The organism is Bacillus sp. FJAT-25509 (assembly GCF_001420605.1).
GTDB lineage: Bacteria > Bacillota > Bacilli > Bacillales > Bacillaceae_G > Gottfriedia.
This window is the reverse complement of record NZ_LJIZ01000002.1, coordinates 36,423-54,102: the sequence shown is the minus strand read 5'-3', so window position 1 is coordinate 54,102 and position 17,680 is coordinate 36,423. Positions and strand designations below refer to the sequence as shown.

11 protein-coding genes are annotated in these 17,680 nt (G+C 29.8%); 9 read left to right on the top strand and 2 right to left on the bottom strand.

Going from position 1 to position 17,680, the window contains the following annotated elements; genetic code table 11:
- Nucleotides 1-444: 444 nt before the first annotated feature.
- Nucleotides 445-1,581, top strand: coding sequence for a glycosyltransferase family 2 protein (locus AN960_RS00190; protein WP_082459297.1), 1,137 nt, complete (start codon nt 445-447; stop codon nt 1,579-1,581).
- Between the two features lies 1 nt (nt 1,582).
- Nucleotides 1,583-3,763, top strand: a complete 2,181-nt coding sequence (locus AN960_RS00185) for a CDP-glycerol glycerophosphotransferase family protein (RefSeq protein WP_056465300.1) — start codon at nt 1,583-1,585, stop codon at nt 3,761-3,763.
- Nucleotides 3,764-3,799: 36 nt separating this feature from the next.
- On the opposite strand, the gene AN960_RS00180 is transcribed toward AN960_RS00185, so the two are convergent.
- Complete coding sequence (locus AN960_RS00180) at nt 3,800-5,287, bottom strand: DUF6270 domain-containing protein (RefSeq protein ID WP_056465298.1); 1,488 nt, start codon at nt 5,285-5,287, stop codon at nt 3,800-3,802.
- Between the two features lie 438 nt (nt 5,288-5,725).
- Between AN960_RS00180 and AN960_RS00175 the strand changes: the two genes are divergently transcribed.
- The 4 genes from AN960_RS00175 (at nt 5,726) to wecB (ending at nt 10,703) form a co-directional block, all read left to right on the top strand.
- Nucleotides 5,726-6,142, top strand: coding sequence for a hypothetical protein (locus tag AN960_RS00175; protein WP_056465296.1), 417 nt, complete (start codon nt 5,726-5,728; stop codon nt 6,140-6,142).
- Nucleotides 6,143-6,152: 10 nt separating this feature from the next.
- Nucleotides 6,153-8,267 carry a CgeB family protein gene (locus tag AN960_RS00170; RefSeq protein ID WP_056465294.1) on the top strand — a complete coding sequence of 705 codons (2,115 nt, stop codon included), beginning with the start codon at nt 6,153-6,155 and terminating at the stop codon, nt 8,265-8,267.
- A 12-nt stretch (nt 8,268-8,279) separates the two neighbouring features.
- Entirely contained in the window at nt 8,280-9,263 is a 984-nt protein-coding gene (locus AN960_RS00165) for a glycosyltransferase family 4 protein (RefSeq protein ID WP_056465292.1), read from the top strand.
- Between the two features lie 336 nt (nt 9,264-9,599).
- Nucleotides 9,600-10,703, top strand: a complete 1,104-nt coding sequence (wecB, locus tag AN960_RS00160; protein ID WP_502692477.1) for a non-hydrolyzing UDP-N-acetylglucosamine 2-epimerase — start codon at nt 9,600-9,602, stop codon at nt 10,701-10,703.
- Between the two features lie 118 nt (nt 10,704-10,821).
- On the opposite strand, the gene AN960_RS00155 is transcribed toward wecB, so the two are convergent.
- The gene (locus AN960_RS00155) at nt 10,822-11,748 is read right to left on the bottom strand and encodes an NAD-dependent epimerase/dehydratase family protein (RefSeq protein WP_056465289.1); all 927 of its coding nucleotides are present in this window, start codon (nt 11,746-11,748) and stop codon (nt 10,822-10,824) included.
- A 491-nt stretch (nt 11,749-12,239) separates the two neighbouring features.
- Between AN960_RS00155 and AN960_RS00150 the strand changes: the two genes are divergently transcribed.
- The 3 genes from AN960_RS00150 (at nt 12,240) to AN960_RS00140 (ending at nt 17,648) form a co-directional block, all read left to right on the top strand.
- Nucleotides 12,240-14,930 carry a CDP-glycerol glycerophosphotransferase family protein gene (locus AN960_RS00150; RefSeq protein WP_056465288.1) on the top strand — a complete coding sequence of 897 codons (2,691 nt, stop codon included), beginning with the start codon at nt 12,240-12,242 and terminating at the stop codon, nt 14,928-14,930.
- Between the two features lie 296 nt (nt 14,931-15,226).
- Entirely contained in the window at nt 15,227-16,327 is a 1,101-nt protein-coding gene (locus AN960_RS00145; protein ID WP_502692476.1) for a glycosyltransferase family 4 protein, read from the top strand.
- Nucleotides 16,320-17,648, top strand: coding sequence for a glycosyltransferase (locus AN960_RS00140; RefSeq protein ID WP_056465286.1), 1,329 nt, complete (start codon nt 16,320-16,322; stop codon nt 17,646-17,648). Before AN960_RS00145 ends, AN960_RS00140 begins: the two co-directional genes overlap by 8 nt.
- The last annotated feature ends 32 nt before the right edge of the window (nt 17,649-17,680 follow it).

Below are 17,680 nucleotides of genomic sequence, written 5' to 3'. Positions count from 1 at the left end.
TTTAGACGGTTTCTTTTAATTTGAAAACGTCTTTTTTAATTTCATATGTATAGTAATTTAGACTTCTTAATATATGTGATTTATGAGTAATTTTGACTAAAACTAATAACCTAGTTAATTCCAAAAAAATTCTAATGTTTCGGTAAATATTCCTAAATATGATTCTTTTAATCATTTTCTAACTATAATGTTACTTACCATTTATAAGTAACATTTTTTTATGTTATAATACATTTTGTATCAATAAATGACAATTTCATTACAAAATTGTAAGTTTTTTTTTGCGAAATTTACAATTTTTTTATGTTCAAATATGTTTCATTAATGTTATGTTTTTTCAGAAAAATATAATGTTGTAGATTACTAGTTTCACCATTAAAAACTGATTAGAAAAAAATACTTATTCTAATGAAAAATTAATTATTAATTCAAGGAGGACAAGGGATGAATCAACCGTTAATCTCGGTAATTTTACCTATTTATAATGTAGAAAATTATATTCATGAATGCTTAAATTCATTATTAAACCAAACCATTGGCTATGAAAATTTAGAAGTAATTATGGTAAACGATTGCTCTAAAGATCGTACTCCTCTAATTATTGATGAATATGCAACGAAATATGAAAATTTTAAAGCCATTCATTTCACAGAGAATTCTGGTGCTCCAGGTAAACCAAGGAATGTTGGAATGGAAAATGCCACAGGTAAATATACAATCTTTTTAGATCCGGATGACGTATTACCATTGGATGCATATGAAAAACTAATTAATATCATTGAAAACAGTGAGTCTGATTTTGTAATGGGTAAGATGATCAGCTTTGATGATGAAACAAAGCGCAGACATGAACACGTTACATTTAAACAATATCAATTACAAAAGAAATATATCGATGTAAATATAGAGAATGTTCCATTTTTCTATCAAGTTAAAACGGCTGTTTATTTAAAATTAGTGAAAACTGAGTTTCTATTAAAAAATAAAATTAACTTTATTGAGGGTATGAAAAACGGTGAAGATAAGTATTATGATATTCTATTATTCTCTAAAGCAAAAAAATTCAGCTATATACCTGAAGTAATCTATCTATATCGAGGAAGAAATGATGTGAAAAATTTATCTCTAACACAAAGAGATATTATTAGTACAGTTGAAAATGATGTGAAATCTGCTTTAACGATTAAGCCTTTACTTTCAAAAAGCGATTACAAGTATTTTCAAATAAATGTATTTAGATCAATTTTTTGGAAAACCGGAGATGCAGACTTTAAGCGTTTAAAAAAAGAACAACAACTTTATCTTTTTAATTTAGTAAAAGATGTAATGGTGGGCTATGATCCAGATTTAGCGAAGGACTATATGGAAGTGGAAGAACCAATTCTTAGTCTGATTAGCTCGGGCCATATTGAAGAAGCTTTAGAATATAATCTTTTATTAATTGCTAGAAGATGGTGGTTTAAAAGAAGCAAAGAACTAGAGAAAGACTATAAAAAGTCATCAAAAATAAGAAATAGTAATTTTTGGAAAGTGACAAGTCCATTAAGAAAAGTGATCAGACTTGTGAAGAGGGTGTCGTAAGTTGCAATTTAGCATCATAATTCCATTTGGAAAAGAGGAGATCAATCAAGCTCTTGATTGTATTAATTCAGTTAAGGATCAAAGTATTAAACAAAATCAAATTGAATTAATCCTTTTTAATACAGAAAATGAAGTACTGAATGAAGAGACTGAGAAAACATTAACTAATCAGTTTAATGACCTAAGTGTAATAAATACAAAATTGAAGCCAGAAGACTTAAATGGCAAATATGTCTTTATTTATGATCGTAAAATCAATATTAATAAGCATTTATTAGAAGTATTTTTGAGAATAGCAGATTCTGGTAAATATGATTGCATTTTTCCTACTGAAAATACAAAAAAATTAGAAGTGAACCCAGTAAATATAAATGATTTTACTTATTCAGATCTAATGAGTATGAATTTACTGAGAACTGTTACCTTAAAGGATTATCTTGTAAAAAATAAAATTCAAGCGTTCAATTATTTTGAATTAAAGTATTTTCAATTAAAGCAATATTTTAAAAATAAAAATATTGGAACGAATGATGTATTAGAGATTAAAAATACTGAGATTAATGATGAGTATATCCATAATCAAGTTCAAGAAATTAACTATTTATTTGTAAAAGTAAGAGAAGAATCCGATAAAGACCTTCAAAAATTTACATATGATATGTTCATTAAGCAACTAATGATTTTAGTTGATAAAAAGATATTTGTTGATGAATTAGATGAAGGGCTTCAAATTCAATTATTAGAACTATTATATTTAATAACAAAAGAAGTCAATTTACCTGAAACTTTAAAGAATATAAAACTAGAAGGCTATAAAGGTTTTTTTGCAATCTTAAATATGAAAAAGTATTCTGAAGCCAATAGTTATATGAAGTTGTTCAGGAGTAAGAGATACCAATATCAAACGGCAAACAAATATAGCAAATATTTAGAGAAGCATCCAATCGATCCTAGTGAAGACTTAACATGGAAAATGACGAAACCATTACGTTTAGCAAAACCAACAATGCGCAAAGTAAAAGGATTTATATTTAAATATTTATTACTGCTAATTGTATCTTTCTATAAACTTCTATATTTAAATAAAGAGGTTTGGTTAGTTTGTGAAAGAGCTGATCAAGCTGAAGATAATGGATATTTCTTTTTTAAGTATTGTAGAGAGCAACATCCAAACAGAAAGATCTATTATATAATTGAGAAAAATTCTCCGCATTATGATAAAGTAGCTAAATTAGGAAATGTTATTCATCACTCTTCCTTTAAACATAAAATTTACACACTATTAGCGGATGTATATGTTAGTGCTTGGACATTTAGTGAAAGTGGTTTTCCAAATCCTTCAAAATATTTCACCTCAAGATTTAGAAAGCAATTAAAGAATAAGTTTCAAGTATGTATCCAGCATGGCGTTATTATTCATAATATTTCTCCGTATTTATCAAAGAAAAAGTATCAACAAAATTTAATTATAGCTAGTTCAGAATTTGAAAAAGAAATTATTATGGAAACTCTAAACTATTCAAAAGATGAAGTTGAAGTAACAGGATTAGCAAGATTTGATAATTTACATGATGCGATTACGAAGAGACAAATATTAATTATGCCAACTTGGAGACGTCATTTATTTAAAATAAATAAAAAACAATTCTCTAATTCGGAATACTTTAAGACGTATAAAAACTTGATATCAAATAAAAAGTTTCAAGATTTTATTAGTAAGGAAAATATTCAAGTTAAGTTCTATATTCATCATCAGATGCAGCGCTTCTTAGAAAACTTTATTGTAGAGCATCCAAACATTGAATTCTTATTAAAAAAAGATGCCAAAGTTTCAGATTTACTAAAAGAATCGAAGTTATTATTAACTGATTACTCATCAGTTTCAAGTGATTTCTTTTATATGAATAAACCAGTAGTATTTTATCAATTTGATCCACATAAAAATCATCATGCACCTACTGAACAAATTAAATATAGCGATCTTGGAATTATCGTTAATAATGAAGAAAAGTTGCTTGATGAAATCATTAAAATCTCAAATAGAGATTTTACAGCAGATCAACTATATCAACAAAATTCGAGAAGAATTTTTAAATATAAAGACACAAATAACTCACAGAGAATATTTGATGCAATTGAAACATCTTATCACAATTTCAAAATTAATAAGAACGTTGAATAAATCAAAAAGAGGGTGATTGAAAATCACCCTCTTTATTTATTTCGTTAATTTTATTAATTGAGCTAGAAAATTCTTATAATAATTTGGTTCAAAATGTAAATGGAAAATACCCCAAGCATGATCTGCAATAGAAATATAGTTTTGTTTTACATTTATTGTTGAAACCTCGTAATTTGAAATCACGTATTCATCCAATTGGTCCCAAAAGGCATTTAATAATTCGATATCAGTGTCGGAATTAATTTTCTTAATGTTTTGTTCCTGATCGTAGTACATCCCAGTAAATCTAGCTTTGTGAAGTATGATTTTACAATTCGGAATTTCTCTATTAATAATTTGTAAAAATTTATCAATCGATTGCTTCCAAAGTGTAAAGTATTCGCTAAGATTAGTATTCAAATTAAATGTAGTGACTTCGTTTAATTCTCTATAGAATGAAGTTTTAGTGATCTTCCAACGATTATTAGTAAAATATGAACTATTCGTCTTTAAACAGCCAAAATAAACATCCCCAAAGAAATCAAGAATGAGAGCTTCAGGTTGCTTATTGATTAGATCATTTAAAAAGTTCTTTTCTAAGTCATCGAAAACATCATTTTGCTCATATTGATTTAGGTTGTCAATTTTCTCTCTATTATATGGAATCGGATTACCCATTAAACTAATGATTGACGATTGGTTTTGGTAGCGAATTAATTCGAAATGATTTTTATAATTTAAGTTAAATTTACTATTAAAATTATCGCGTGTAACACACGATCCAAATGCAGCGACTTTTAATTTCTTTTCATTACTATTAATTGAAATAACGTTCTTATTTAGTAAAAGTGAAAAGTGTTTAGTTTGATGATTAGATTCATTCTCGGTTAATAAGTTAATTAAAACTTTAATATTTTTGTTTAAGGTAATTTGAGCATATAGTTCTAATTCAGTCGATTCAGGATAGCTATTTAATAAATCAAATACATTAAACGTTGAACACAAAATTTCATTGTTATTTCCACTACGCGCACTATATGAATGAGTATTAATCGCTAGTTCGGTTTTGATTTGATTGTATTGTTTTTGATCAGAAATAGAGAGTTGAACAAAATCTTCAAAACAATCTGCTTTAACTAGATTAAAATGTAATTTATCTTGTGTTAAGTAAAGCGCAATACGATTATCATTTGTTATATATGTCTTTACATAATAAATGTTTAGTAGTTTCGTGCTCATATATTTAGCTGGCATTTCAAGATTACGACTAATTTCTAATGGTAATAATTCAGCATCTTTAGCTAAATATAAATCAAAAATCTCGATTGGATATAATGTGATATTTTTCAAATCAGAAAAGTTAATATGTACTATATATTGGTTATCAATCTTTTTTATTAAGCACTGCAATATTTCATTGCTTACTTTCACATGTTTATTTGACCTCTGTTTTACGACTAATGAAGATGCTTCATTTATTTTCTCATTTAGATCTTCTATGCATAGTCTAATTCCATCATTTAAGTATTCAATTTTTTTAAGCATAAAACAGCCCATCCCATTTAATTAAAATATTTTTTGAATTCGTAAAAAAATTTACGAAATGCTAACAGATATTAACATTAACATAATGATTATAATTATTAAACAAGGCATTAGTTTTTTTAGTATTAAATGAACGAATGTTAACAAGAATTTAAGATTATGTATCTATGGATCATATTTTACAAGAAATTACACCCCGGTTGTAGCACTCACTTTCCATTGGAAAGGAACGTTACAGTTGGGGATTTTTTATATTTTAATACTTTCTGATACATTACTAATTTGGAAAATCATCTTATTATATCTTTTACATACTTTTAACATGGATACTCATTAAGATTCACAAAAATTCGTTAATCTCTAATTAATAATAATATTTTCCTTTTTAATAAACACGTCTTACTTACGGTGTTTATCTTATTGTTCTGGAGGTTTGAAATGAAGAATAGTGAATTATTGAATAGTAGTCATGTTGATTCAACAACTGTAAATTTTAAACCGAGTTTAATAGAGGTTTCGACTGAGGATTTCGATGCTAATATTCTACGGAAAAATGAATTATTAATGAAAGAAAATGAGTTCCTCTCTAATAAAGTGATGGAATTAGAGAAAAAAATGGAAGAGCAATTATTTCGGCAGTTGGATTTAATCGTAGAGCATGAGGAATTTATGATGGGACTCGATGATTATGTTCTTGTAAACGAAGTAAAGCAGTCGTTTGGTTCGTATGAATATGAAAAATTACAAGAGGAATATCAAAAGCTTCAAATAAATTACGAAACGTTTAGGAACTCAAAATTTGGAAAATTGGCAAGGAAGTATTGGAAGATCTTGAAGTATTTAAAAAGAAAATGAGGGGTCATTTATGTTAAAAGAATTAATTGAAAAACAAATAACTAGATTACGTAATGAAAAATATGACACAAAAATGATGCTGCAAGAATTAATGAACGTGGATGAACCCTTCTATTTTCAAAACCATGAGTTACTTCTATTTTCAGCTGATGATTTTACAGTTAGTAAAGGTATTCAAAGGTTTCAAAAGGAAAAGAAAACATTATTTCATAACAAACTAATAAAGCAGACTGCGGTCATTGATTATAAAGACGAAAAAAAATTAATGGAACTACTTTTTAATGAAGGAAGAAGTCAATTATTTACTAAATTTGGCATCACAGGCTTTGTCAGCGGTAAGTGTGAGGTAGTTTGTGAATTGCGATTTATAGATCATGAGCATAACGCTAGCACAGTCAGTTTTCATATGGACGAGTTAGTTGATCTATCTCAATTTAATCAAAATGAGATACAATCGGCTTCTTTTTCAATTTACATGACAGGTGCTGCCACACTTCATTTATTTCATGCTAAATTAATGGGTTCATATAAAAATAGTACGATAGACAATAGTCAATTGAAGAAACAAAAGAAAGAAATTAAGGACTTTCGTGTTGGATTTATTGCAGACGAATTTACGACACGATGTTTCGATTATGAGTTTCAACTTGTAAAAATCACGCCAGAGAATTGGTTGACTGAATTTAAAAAACATCGAATTGATTTATTCTTTTGTGAGTCTGCGTGGCTTGGAAACGATGGAGCTTGGAAGGATAAAATCGGTACGAAAAATCACAGAAATCATACGAAACTATTAAAACTAGTTTATTGGTGTAAAGAGCACAATATCCCAACCGTCTTTTGGAATAAAGAAGATCCGTTTCATTACCAAGCTTTTATTGATACGGCAAAGCATTTTGATTATGTATGTACGACTGATTTTGAATCAGTTCAGAACTATGTGGATGAAGGCTGTGAAAATGTTTATTGCTTACCTTTTGCAGCTCAACCGAAAATTCATAATCCAATTGAATATATTCCACGTAAAGAGAAAGTAGTTTTTGCTGGAGCTTATTATGGTAAAAAGTTTCCTGAGCGTACGAGTGCAATGGAGAAACTAGTAAATTCGTCGAAGGAATACGGACTAGATATATATGATAGAAACTATCATAATCCAACAAGTCCTAATCAATTTCCAGATGAGTATAAACCATTTATTGTTGGAAACTTAAAACAAAATGAAATCGATCTTGCGTATAAAGGATATAAAGTAGCACTAAATGTAAATAGTATTACGAAATCTCCGACAATGTTTGCCCGGAGAGTATTTGAGTTATTGGCAAGTAATACGCCGATTATTAGTTCCCATTCAGAGGGGATTCATCGAATGTTTGGTGAAATTGTAACGGCTACAGACGATGAAAAAATAATGAAACAACGACTATCTAACTATTATTCAGATGAGACCTTTTATAAAAAAAATCGTTTACTCACATTACGAAAAGTATTAGAAGAACACACTTATACGAATCGAGTGGAAGATTTATTTAACATTATTAATCTGCCATTCGAAAAATATGAAGAAACTGCTACGTTAGTTGGCGTTGTTCGAAGTAAAGCCGACTATGAAAAGTTAATCGCAATTTACAATAGACAAGGAATCAAACAGAAAAAACTAGTGATCTTACTCGATTTGTTTGAGGGCTATTTAGATATTTTTAATCAAAACAATCATGGGGAAGTAAAAACTTACCTAATTGATTATTGCCATCATTACTTCAGCTTGAATGATCTCGTTGATTCGAATTATATTGCTCCAATTAATCTAGATCATTATTATGGAGAAAATTATTTAAGAGACTTGATGTTAGCTACTAAGTATACGAATGATACGATTATCGCAAAAGGGAATGGAAATAGCTATAACTACGTAAATGATTGCCAGATTGACGAATCATTGATTTGCAAAAAGGCGACTAGATTTCTACATCCAAATGAATTTATAAAGCTTTTAGATGATAAACCATCAATTGGACACTTCTCAAAAGCTGGCGTTCAATTTTTTGAAATTGATGAGTTTAATTTTTATCGAGATGCCTATGAACAAGCCATTAGCCGAGACAAAATTGAGAGAATTTTAGTATAAGGAGCTGTTTTTATGAAACTGGCGATTATAGGGCATGATTTAAAATTTATAAACGATGCCATTAAGAGGTTTGAAGCTAAAGATGATATTGAAATAAAAATTGATTTATGGGAAGGGCATACAATTCATCAAGTTGCAAAAAGCTTAGAGGTCGTTAATTGGGCCGATGTTCTTTTTTGCGAGTGGGGACTTGGAAATGTGATATGGTACCAGGAGCATAAAAAAGATCATCAAGTACTAATTGTTAGAATGCACCGTTTTGAAATGAATACCCCTTTTCCAGAGCAATTTGATTTTACGAAAATCGATAAGATTATTGCGATTTCTTCTTATATATATGAGGAATTTCATCGTGTTGCAAAGATTCCTAGAGAAAAGATGATTGTCATTCAAAATGGTGTTGATGTAGATCGATTCCATTTGCCTAAGCAGTATGATGCAGATTTTCGAATTGGATTACTTGGTTATGTACCGAAGTTAAAACGGTTAGATCGAGCGCTTGAGATATTTGAAAAGTTATACGAAAAAGACAGCCGATATACTCTTTCGATAAAAGGAAAGCATCCGAAAGAGTTTCCATGGGTATGGAATAATCAACAAGAGCAGGATTATTATACAAGTTTATTCCGAAAAATTGAGAAATCCCACTATCGTAATCAAGTGCAGTTTGAAGAGTGGGGAGATTCAGCGGAATGGCTCGAGTCGATTGGTTTTGTCTTATCAGTCAGCGATTATGAAAGTTTTCATTTAGCACCCGTTGAAGGGATGGCTTCTTGCGCTGTGCCAATTGTTTTAAATCGTGAAGGAGCTCGAACGATATTCCCTGATGAGTATATTTTTGTATCACTCGATCAAGCAGTGCAGTACATTGCGGATAGTAAAAAAGGATCTAGGAAAGAGCTAGTTGAATTTGTGAAGGAAAATTACTGTATGGATAAAATGTGTTCAGAGATTTTGAGTCTAATTGATGAGTTACAAGTAAAATTAGTTCATTAAGTATTTCGGAGAGCACAGTGAATTCTTTTAGTAGAAGGAACTGTGTTTTTTTCTTCTATTATTATTTACATCGAGTATGAATGATTTCAATATGTGGGAAACTAAGTATATAAGACTTTGTCGTAAGTGATGAATAATCGAATAATTACTAGTTAAAGAACTTATTAGGGTTAAGACGATCAATTTTTACAATTAATCATGTATATAGAGGAATAAAACGGTATTTTTCATGGTAAAAAATGTCTTTATTTCCTTAGTTAAGATACAATAGATAGATATATATTTCAATAAGCCGATTTGTTTTTGAAAGGGGAAAGAATTTTGACTGTTAAAGTAATGACAATTTTTGGAACAAGACCAGAAGCGATTAAGATGGCGCCACTTGTGCTTGAATTAGCTAAACATCCGGATGAAATCGAATCAATTGTGACGGTTACAGCTCAACATCGACAAATGTTGGATCAAGTTCTCGAAATTTTTGAAATCACGCCTGATTATGATTTAAATATAATGAAAGATCGCCAAACTTTAATCGATGTAACAACTAGAGGTTTGGAAGGTTTAAATAAGGTTATGCAAGAAGTGAAACCGGACATCGTATTAGTTCATGGTGATACGACAACGACTTTTATTGCTAGTCTTGCAGCTTTTTATAATCAAATTGCAATTGGGCATGTTGAAGCCGGTTTACGTACTTGGGATAAGTATTCACCATACCCAGAAGAAATGAACCGTCAATTAACTGGTGTCATGGCGGATTTACATTTTTCTCCTACAACAAAATCAGCACAAAATTTATTAGCTGAAAATAAAAAGGAAGAAACAATTTTTATTACTGGTAATACTGCAATCGATGCACTAAAAACAACAGTAAAAGAAGAGTATGCTCATCCGGTTCTTGATCAGATTGGTAATGACAGATTAGTCTTAATGACTGCACATCGTCGTGAAAATCTAGGGGAACCTATGAGAAATATGTTTAAAGCGATTAAGCGTTTAGTCGAAAAACATCATGATATTCAAGTTGTGTATCCTGTACATATGAATCCTGTTGTTCGTGAAATTGCAAATGAAGTTTTAGGAAATGACAAGCGAATTCATTTAATCGAACCACTGGATGTCATTGATTTCCATAACTTTGCTGCAAGATCGCATTTGATTCTAACTGATTCTGGTGGTGTGCAGGAAGAAGCACCTTCATTAGGCGTACCAGTCCTTGTTTTACGTGATACGACAGAACGCCCAGAAGGTATTGATGCTGGTACATTAAAGCTTGCGGGAACTGATGAAGAAGTGATTTTCTCATTAGCAGATGAACTATTATCAGATGAGGAAGCTCACGCAAAAATGTCGAGAGCATCAAACCCATATGGGGACGGTGAAGCTTCAAGAAGAATTGTTGAAGTGATTATTCAACATTTTAAAAATAAGAATAAATAAGATTTAACGTTGAACGACTATTTTTGCAAATTTTGCAGGGATAGTCGTTTTTAATCTTTTATTTTTGTCAAAATAAAAAGCTGATTTTTGAAATAGATCAAAAATCAGCTTTCTTTATTTAGCGTGTTTTGTAATATTGAATTGTTTTATCTAAACCTTCTTTAAGTGTATTACTTGGCTTCCAGTTTAGTAATTGAATTGTTTTTTCATTGTTTAAGTAACTGTGTTTAATATCGCCAGATCTTTCTTCTGCAAATACCATTTCAATTTTATTATTAATAACTTCCTCTGAAATTTTTAATAAATCAATTAAAGATGTTTGTGTATTTGTCGATACGTTACAAATCGTATTGACTGGATTTTTACTTGCAAGAAGATTAGCTGCAACGATATCATCTACAAAGATAAAGTCACGAGTTTGCTCACCGTCTCCAAAAATAGTAAATAATGAATTAGATGTTATGCAATCCACTAAAATACTAACAACTCCGCCTTCACCTTTCGGATCTTGACCAATGCCATATACATTTGCATAGCGGAATACAGTATATTGAATGTTGTGTAGTTTATTATACATATCAAAATAAAATTCAGGAGAAAACTTAGAAGCACCATAAGGTGACAGTGGTTGAATTGGATGCTTTTCATCTACACCAAGATAGTGAGGTTCTCCGTATACAGCTGCAGAAGAAGCATAGACAAGTGTTACATCCTTTACTTGTTTTAATTGACGAGCTGATTCAAGTACATTGATTGTTCCTAAAATATTGATGCTAGCATCTTCCATAGGATTTTTAACTGAGAATTGTACATCAATTTGTGCAGCATGATGATTAATAATATCTGGTTGCTCTTTTAGAACTATTTCAGCAAAGTTATTACTTCTAATATCCTCTTCATAAAAAGTTACATCTGATGGAATATTATGTATAGAACCTGTCGATAAGTTATCAACGACAACTACTTTATAACCTTCATTTATATATGCTTTTACTAAATTAGAACCAATGAATCCGGCCCCACCAGTAACTAATACCTTTTTCATACTTATTTCTCCTTTTGATCTCTAGTTTATCAATATATGTAAAATTAACTTAGGAAAACAATGGTAGTAGATTGTAAACATAATTAATCATTTTTAGTCTATCAAAAATAAATAAAAATATCCATATTCATCTATTGAGATTGGGCATATAGAGTTGTGGTTAGACAAAAAAATTAAAACATCAAAAGGTTAAAATGTTATTAATCTGTTCCTATATTCTGCAGAAATATTTGTACAAGAATTCAAAAATGGTTTTTAATTTATTGTTCATTTTAAAAATGGTATGATAAACTAGATTTTTTGAAAAAATAATAATATTACAATTCGCTTTTTTAATGAAAGCCTTATATTGGCAAAACAAAACAATCATTAGAATAATGAATCGTTCTTTTATACAGTATGATATAATAATTTGGCAATTGATGAGTAAAACATAATATGAAAATCATATTGCGAATTAAATTTAAATAAATATAGGAGTGCAGTACTAAATGAATTCTATTGATAAAAGTCATGATTATCTATTTTCAATCATTATGCCAATATATAATGTTGAAAAATTTCTTGTAGAGGCTATTGATAGTGTAATAAACCAAACAATAGGTTTTGAAGAAAATATACAACTTATTTTAGTTAACGATGAAAGTCCAGATGATAGCGAAAAAATCTGTGTAGATTATCAAAATAGATATCCTAAAAATATTCAATATTTAAAGAAGCCAAACGGTGGAGTAAGTAGCGCTAGAAATTATGGAATAGATTATATCAAAGGAAAATATGTTCAGTTTCTTGATCCAGACGATACGATTTCAATTGATACATTGTTAAACGTGTATACATTCTTTGAAGAGCACGAAGAAGAGATTGATCTTGTTGCGATTCCAATTAAATTCTTTGAAGCTAGAACGGGTAATCACACATTAAACAATAAATTTGGTAGAACTCGAGTGATTGATATCATTGAACAACCAAATCTATTATTAACTCACGCAGCTTCAGCTTTTATTAAAAGTGATTTAATGAAGAAATATCAATTTGACCGTAATTGTAGAATTGGTGAGGATTGTAAGTTAGTAAGCCATGTTATTTTAGAGAAAAATAAATATGGTGTTTTAAAAAATGCTAGTTACAACTACCGTTTAAGAAATGACGGTACTTCGGCAATGCAAAATGCTATGAAAAATGACTGGTTTATCCATTCATTAGATACGTTTAGTTTAGATCTTATTCATAAAAGTATTGAACAAGTTGGGGAATTACCCGAGTATATTCAATATATAATCATGCATGATTTAAAATGGAAGTTTTCTATTAAAAGCCAGGCAGATACTCCATTAAGTGATGAAGACTATATTGAATTTAAAAATAAGATAAAAGAAATTTTGACTTATATCGACGATGAAGTAATTTTAAAAACGAAAAAGATTAGTCAGTTCTATTTACATTTTGCACTAAGTCTTAAACACAATATACCTTTAAAAGAAGTTTTTACAAAATCGATTGAAGAACTAGAGCAAGGTCAAGATATAGGATTATATCGTGACGAGTACTTAGTTACTAAGCTATCTAAAAACAAAGTTACAATCGAATTTATTGAAGAAAAGAATTCAAACCTTATGATTGAAGGGTTCTTTGGATCGTTATTTGATCGTGAAGAATGTAAAATTATCGCTAAGATCAATGGTGTTGATTATGTAGGCGAAGATGTAGATCGTACGGTTAATCAATATAAAAGTTTAGATGAAATTATTAAACAATATAAGGGATTCAAAATTTCAATTCCTTTCTCTAAACTTCCAAATGAATATAAAATCGAATTTTTTGTTGAAGTTGATGGAGTACAAGTTCAAGTAAATTATAATGTGAATAAATTTACAGGTCTTTCAAAAAGAATTAGAGGTTCTTATTCAGCAAAAGAAAGATATATCTACTCTTGCAGAACGCATCATATAAAGGGAACGAAAAAAAGTGGTGCCAAAAAGCTTATTAACGAACTTAAGATTATGCGTGGTTTATGGAAACTTGGTTCAGTTCATGCGAAAAAGGCAATCGTTACGAGACTTGTCGCAAAGACATTGAGAAAGCTAGAGTCAAAACCAGTATGGTTATTCATGGATCGACAAGATAAAGCAGATGATAATGCAGAACGATTATTTAAATTTGCTAATTCTCAGCAAAAATCAATTAAAAATTATTATGTCATCAAAAAAGACGCACCTGATTTTGAAAGAATTTCAAAAGTAGGAAATGTCGTTCCTTATGGTTCTTATAAGCATAAATTCTTAATGTTAAGAGCGTCAAAAGTTATTTCGTCCCATGCAGACCAATGGGTAACGAATCCTTTCTTTAAAGCGGAGATTTATTATCGTGATTTGATGACGTTTGATTATATTTTCTTACAACATGGTATTACAATGGCCAACTTAACACATTGGTTAAATAGATTTAATAAAAACATTCGTAAAATGTTTACTTCAGCTCACTTGGAAGCTCAATCTTTAATTGAGGGTGACTATAGCTATACAAGTGAAAATATAAGATTAACTGGTTTTCCAAGATATGATGGTCTAGTTAATAATGACCAAAAACAAATTTTAATTATGCCTACTTGGAGACAGAATTTAGTTCTAAGAAAAAACCAGGCTTTAGGGGTAAGACCTTATAATGAAGCATTCAAAAAATCAGAGTATTTTAAGCGTTACAATGATTTGATTAATGATCCGAGATTAATCGATTTTGCGAAAAAGAATAATTACAAAATTATCTTTTTCCCACATCCAGAGATTCAAATTCAAAACAGAGATTTTGATAAAAATGATTATGTTCAATTTGCTGAATATAACACAAGTTATCAAAAACTATTTAATGAATCGAGTATCTTACTGACAGATTATTCTTCTGTTGCTTTTGATTTTGCATATCAGAAAAAACCAGTTATCTACTATCAATATGATTACTATCATTTTGAAAAAGGTTATTTTAACTTTGAGACGATGGGCTTTGGGGATATTATCGATAACCACGATGTGTTAGTGGATAAATTTATCTCATATATGGCTAATCAGTGTGAAATGGAAGACAAATACAAAGAACGTGTTGATTCTTTCTATGCTTATACAGATCGTCATAATTCTCAAAGGGTATTTGATGAAATTTTAGAAATTGAAAATGGTTTAAAGTAATCGATGTGATCAACGAGGGACTGTTCAAATTTGGACAGTCTCTCTTTTATCGACAGAGTTTGTCAAACTGTAACATGAATACAATGGGCATTTAATGGAATTATAGGTCTAATTATGTTACAATACCTCTTGTTTTGTAGTTTCCGAATGTAATATTACTGTTTAGGAGGTGTATTAATATTACAGCTAACAAAAAGAAAATTTTATTAATTACTCAACACTTCTATCCTGAAATTGGGAGTGCTGCAAATCGATTAAAAAATATTTATCTAGAATTAAAAGAAAAAAATTACGATGTGAAGGTACTTACTTTACACCCTAGATATCCAAGCCGCGAACTTTATGAAAATAAGCGATTCTGGAATGAAAAGCTAATCGATGAAGATGATATTGTTCGAGTTGATACATCAATTAAGACTCATTCTACAAGTATTATTAAGAGACTTTATTTATACTTAGAAGTTATGTTCCGTTTTATAGGAGCTATTTTTAAATATAAAAAGGAATTCAATTATATTTTTGTAACATCACCACCAATTTTCGTTGGTATTGCTGGATTAATCGCAAAGTGGAGATTAAAAGCACCTTTAATATTAGATATTAGGGATTTATGGCCAGAATCCTTAGTAGGTGTAAAAGTATTCTCCAATAAATTAATCCTATCTACGGCATATAAAGTAGAAAAACTATTATATAAAAAAGCAACAAGAATCATAGTTAATAGTCGCAGCTTTATTAACTATATGACAAATAAAAATGTCCCGGCTGACAAAATCAAGTTCGTTCCAAACTCACTATCTGAAGAAGAACTTTCTATTGAAGTTCCGAATAATGAGGATCGCAAAAAAATTGAAGTTACTTATACAGGTAACCTAGGTTTTGCTCAAGACTTGAACAAACTTTTAAGTGTTGCTGAAATGTTCAAGGAAAATCAAAATATATTTTTTACGATTGTAGGGTACGGTAAAAATACGAATGAAGTAAAAAAATATATTGAAGATAAAAAATTAGAAAACGTAACATTACACACTGCAAAGTCTCGTAATGATACACTTAAAATCGTATCAGAATCTGATATTGCATATGTCAGTCTTGTTGAACAGGAAGTTTTTAAAACTGTATTACCTGGAAAAATCATCGATTATATGAGCGTAAAGAAACCTATTATTGGAAATGTATCAGGTTATGCAGGTGAAATTATTGAAAGTGCAAATTGTGGTATTGCTCTGAAAGAGGGATCAGTACAAGAGTTGTATGAAAAAATAATTGAATTAGCAAATAATCCTACAGCAAGAAAAACTCTTGGTGAGAATGGATACAATTATGCTTATAAAAATTTAAGATGGAAAACGAATATTAATGTGTTAATTCAAGTGATGGAGGAAATCCATGAATAAGAAAGTTTGTGCATTTGTGTTTAACCACTTTACAAATGACGCGCGTGTATTACGTGAGTGTTCAGCATTAGCCGAAGTAGGTTATGATGTAGATTTAATTGCATTACACGATGATTCGGATACATTACCGAAGAGGGAAAGATATGAAGAAGGTTTTAATGTCATTCGTGTAAATAATCGTTTACCATTTGGAATCTATCATCTAATCAACTTTTGTGCAAAGCTCATCATTTTCTTTAAATCAAATATAATGACAAAATTACTTGCGGCAATCTTATTAGTTGCTGGGTTATTTGTTAACATCATTGCAACGATTATTATTGCAGCTGTTATTATATTATTTGGGAATCGTTATGTAAGAGTGATTTTAACGAGGGGTTATAATATTCTTCAAATGATCTACCATGGCAGTAAAAAGAAATATGATATATACCATGCAAATGATTTAAATACATTACCACAAGGTATTTTATGTGCTAAAGTATTTCATCGTAGTAAATTAGTGTATGATTCACATGAAGTACAATCTAGTCGATCTGGCTACGAAAATCCAATCTTTGGTAAGATTGAAAAGTTTTTAATACGCTACATCGATATTATGATTCATGAAAATTATACTCGTGCGAAATACACTCAAGATTTATATCATATTGATTTACCTGAGGTGATCCATAACTATCCATTCGTTTCAAAACCTGAAGAAAAAAAGGCAATCAATTTACATGAAGTGCTTGGATTAGATCCGAATGAACCTATTTTGTTGTATCAAGGTGGGATTCAAAAAGGGCGTGGCTTAGAGCTAATCGTTAAGGCTACTCCTCAGTTTAAACGAGGGACAGTTGTATTTATCGGAGACGGTAAAATTAAGCCTGTACTTTTAGATTTAGTAGATCAATTGAATTTAGAAAATCGAGTGAAATTTATCGATAAAGTTCCAGTAGATGAGCTTTTAAATTATACTCGAAATGCTTATCTAGGTTTTCAAGTATTAAATAATATTAATTTCAATCATTACTCTGCATCTTCTAATAAGTTGTTTGAGTATTTGATGAGTGGTGTACCAGTTGTAGCATGTAGCTTTCCTGAGATTCAAAAGGTTGTTGAAAAAGAAAATGTCGGTGTATGTGTTGATTCACATGAAGTTGATTCAATTGCTGAAGGTGTGAACTATCTTTTAGATCACCCAGAAAAAAGGGATAAAATGAGTGCGAATTGTTTAGAAGCACGTCATCATTACAACTGGAATAATGAGAAAAAGATTTTTATCGATATTTATGACAAAGTCTTAAATGGTCAAAAGTTAGCGACTAACGTAGGATAAAAAACTATTTACTTCCTAATATGGGGTGTAAT

Bases quoted from the DNA above. Each gene is read 5' to 3' on its own strand.
- AN960_RS00175 (WP_056465296.1), top strand. From the start codon at position 5,726: ATGAAGAATAGTGAATTATTGAATAGTAGTCATGTTGATTCAACAACT.
- AN960_RS00150 (WP_056465288.1), top strand. From the start codon at position 12,240: ATGAATTCTATTGATAAAAGTCATGATTATCTATTTTCAATCATTATG.
- AN960_RS00165 (WP_056465292.1), top strand. From the start codon at position 8,280: ATGAAACTGGCGATTATAGGGCATGATTTAAAATTTATAAACGATGCC.
- AN960_RS00155 (WP_056465289.1), bottom strand. From the start codon at position 11,748: ATGAAAAAGGTATTAGTTACTGGTGGGGCCGGATTCATTGGTTCTAAT.
- wecB (WP_502692477.1), top strand. From the start codon at position 9,600: ATGACAATTTTTGGAACAAGACCAGAAGCGATTAAGATGGCGCCACTT.
- AN960_RS00140 (WP_056465286.1), top strand. From the start codon at position 16,320: ATGAATAAGAAAGTTTGTGCATTTGTGTTTAACCACTTTACAAATGAC.
- AN960_RS00190 (WP_082459297.1), top strand. From the start codon at position 445: ATGAATCAACCGTTAATCTCGGTAATTTTACCTATTTATAATGTAGAA.
- AN960_RS00170 (WP_056465294.1), top strand. From the start codon at position 6,153: ATGTTAAAAGAATTAATTGAAAAACAAATAACTAGATTACGTAATGAA.
- AN960_RS00180 (WP_056465298.1), bottom strand. From the start codon at position 5,287: ATGCTTAAAAAAATTGAATACTTAAATGATGGAATTAGACTATGCATA.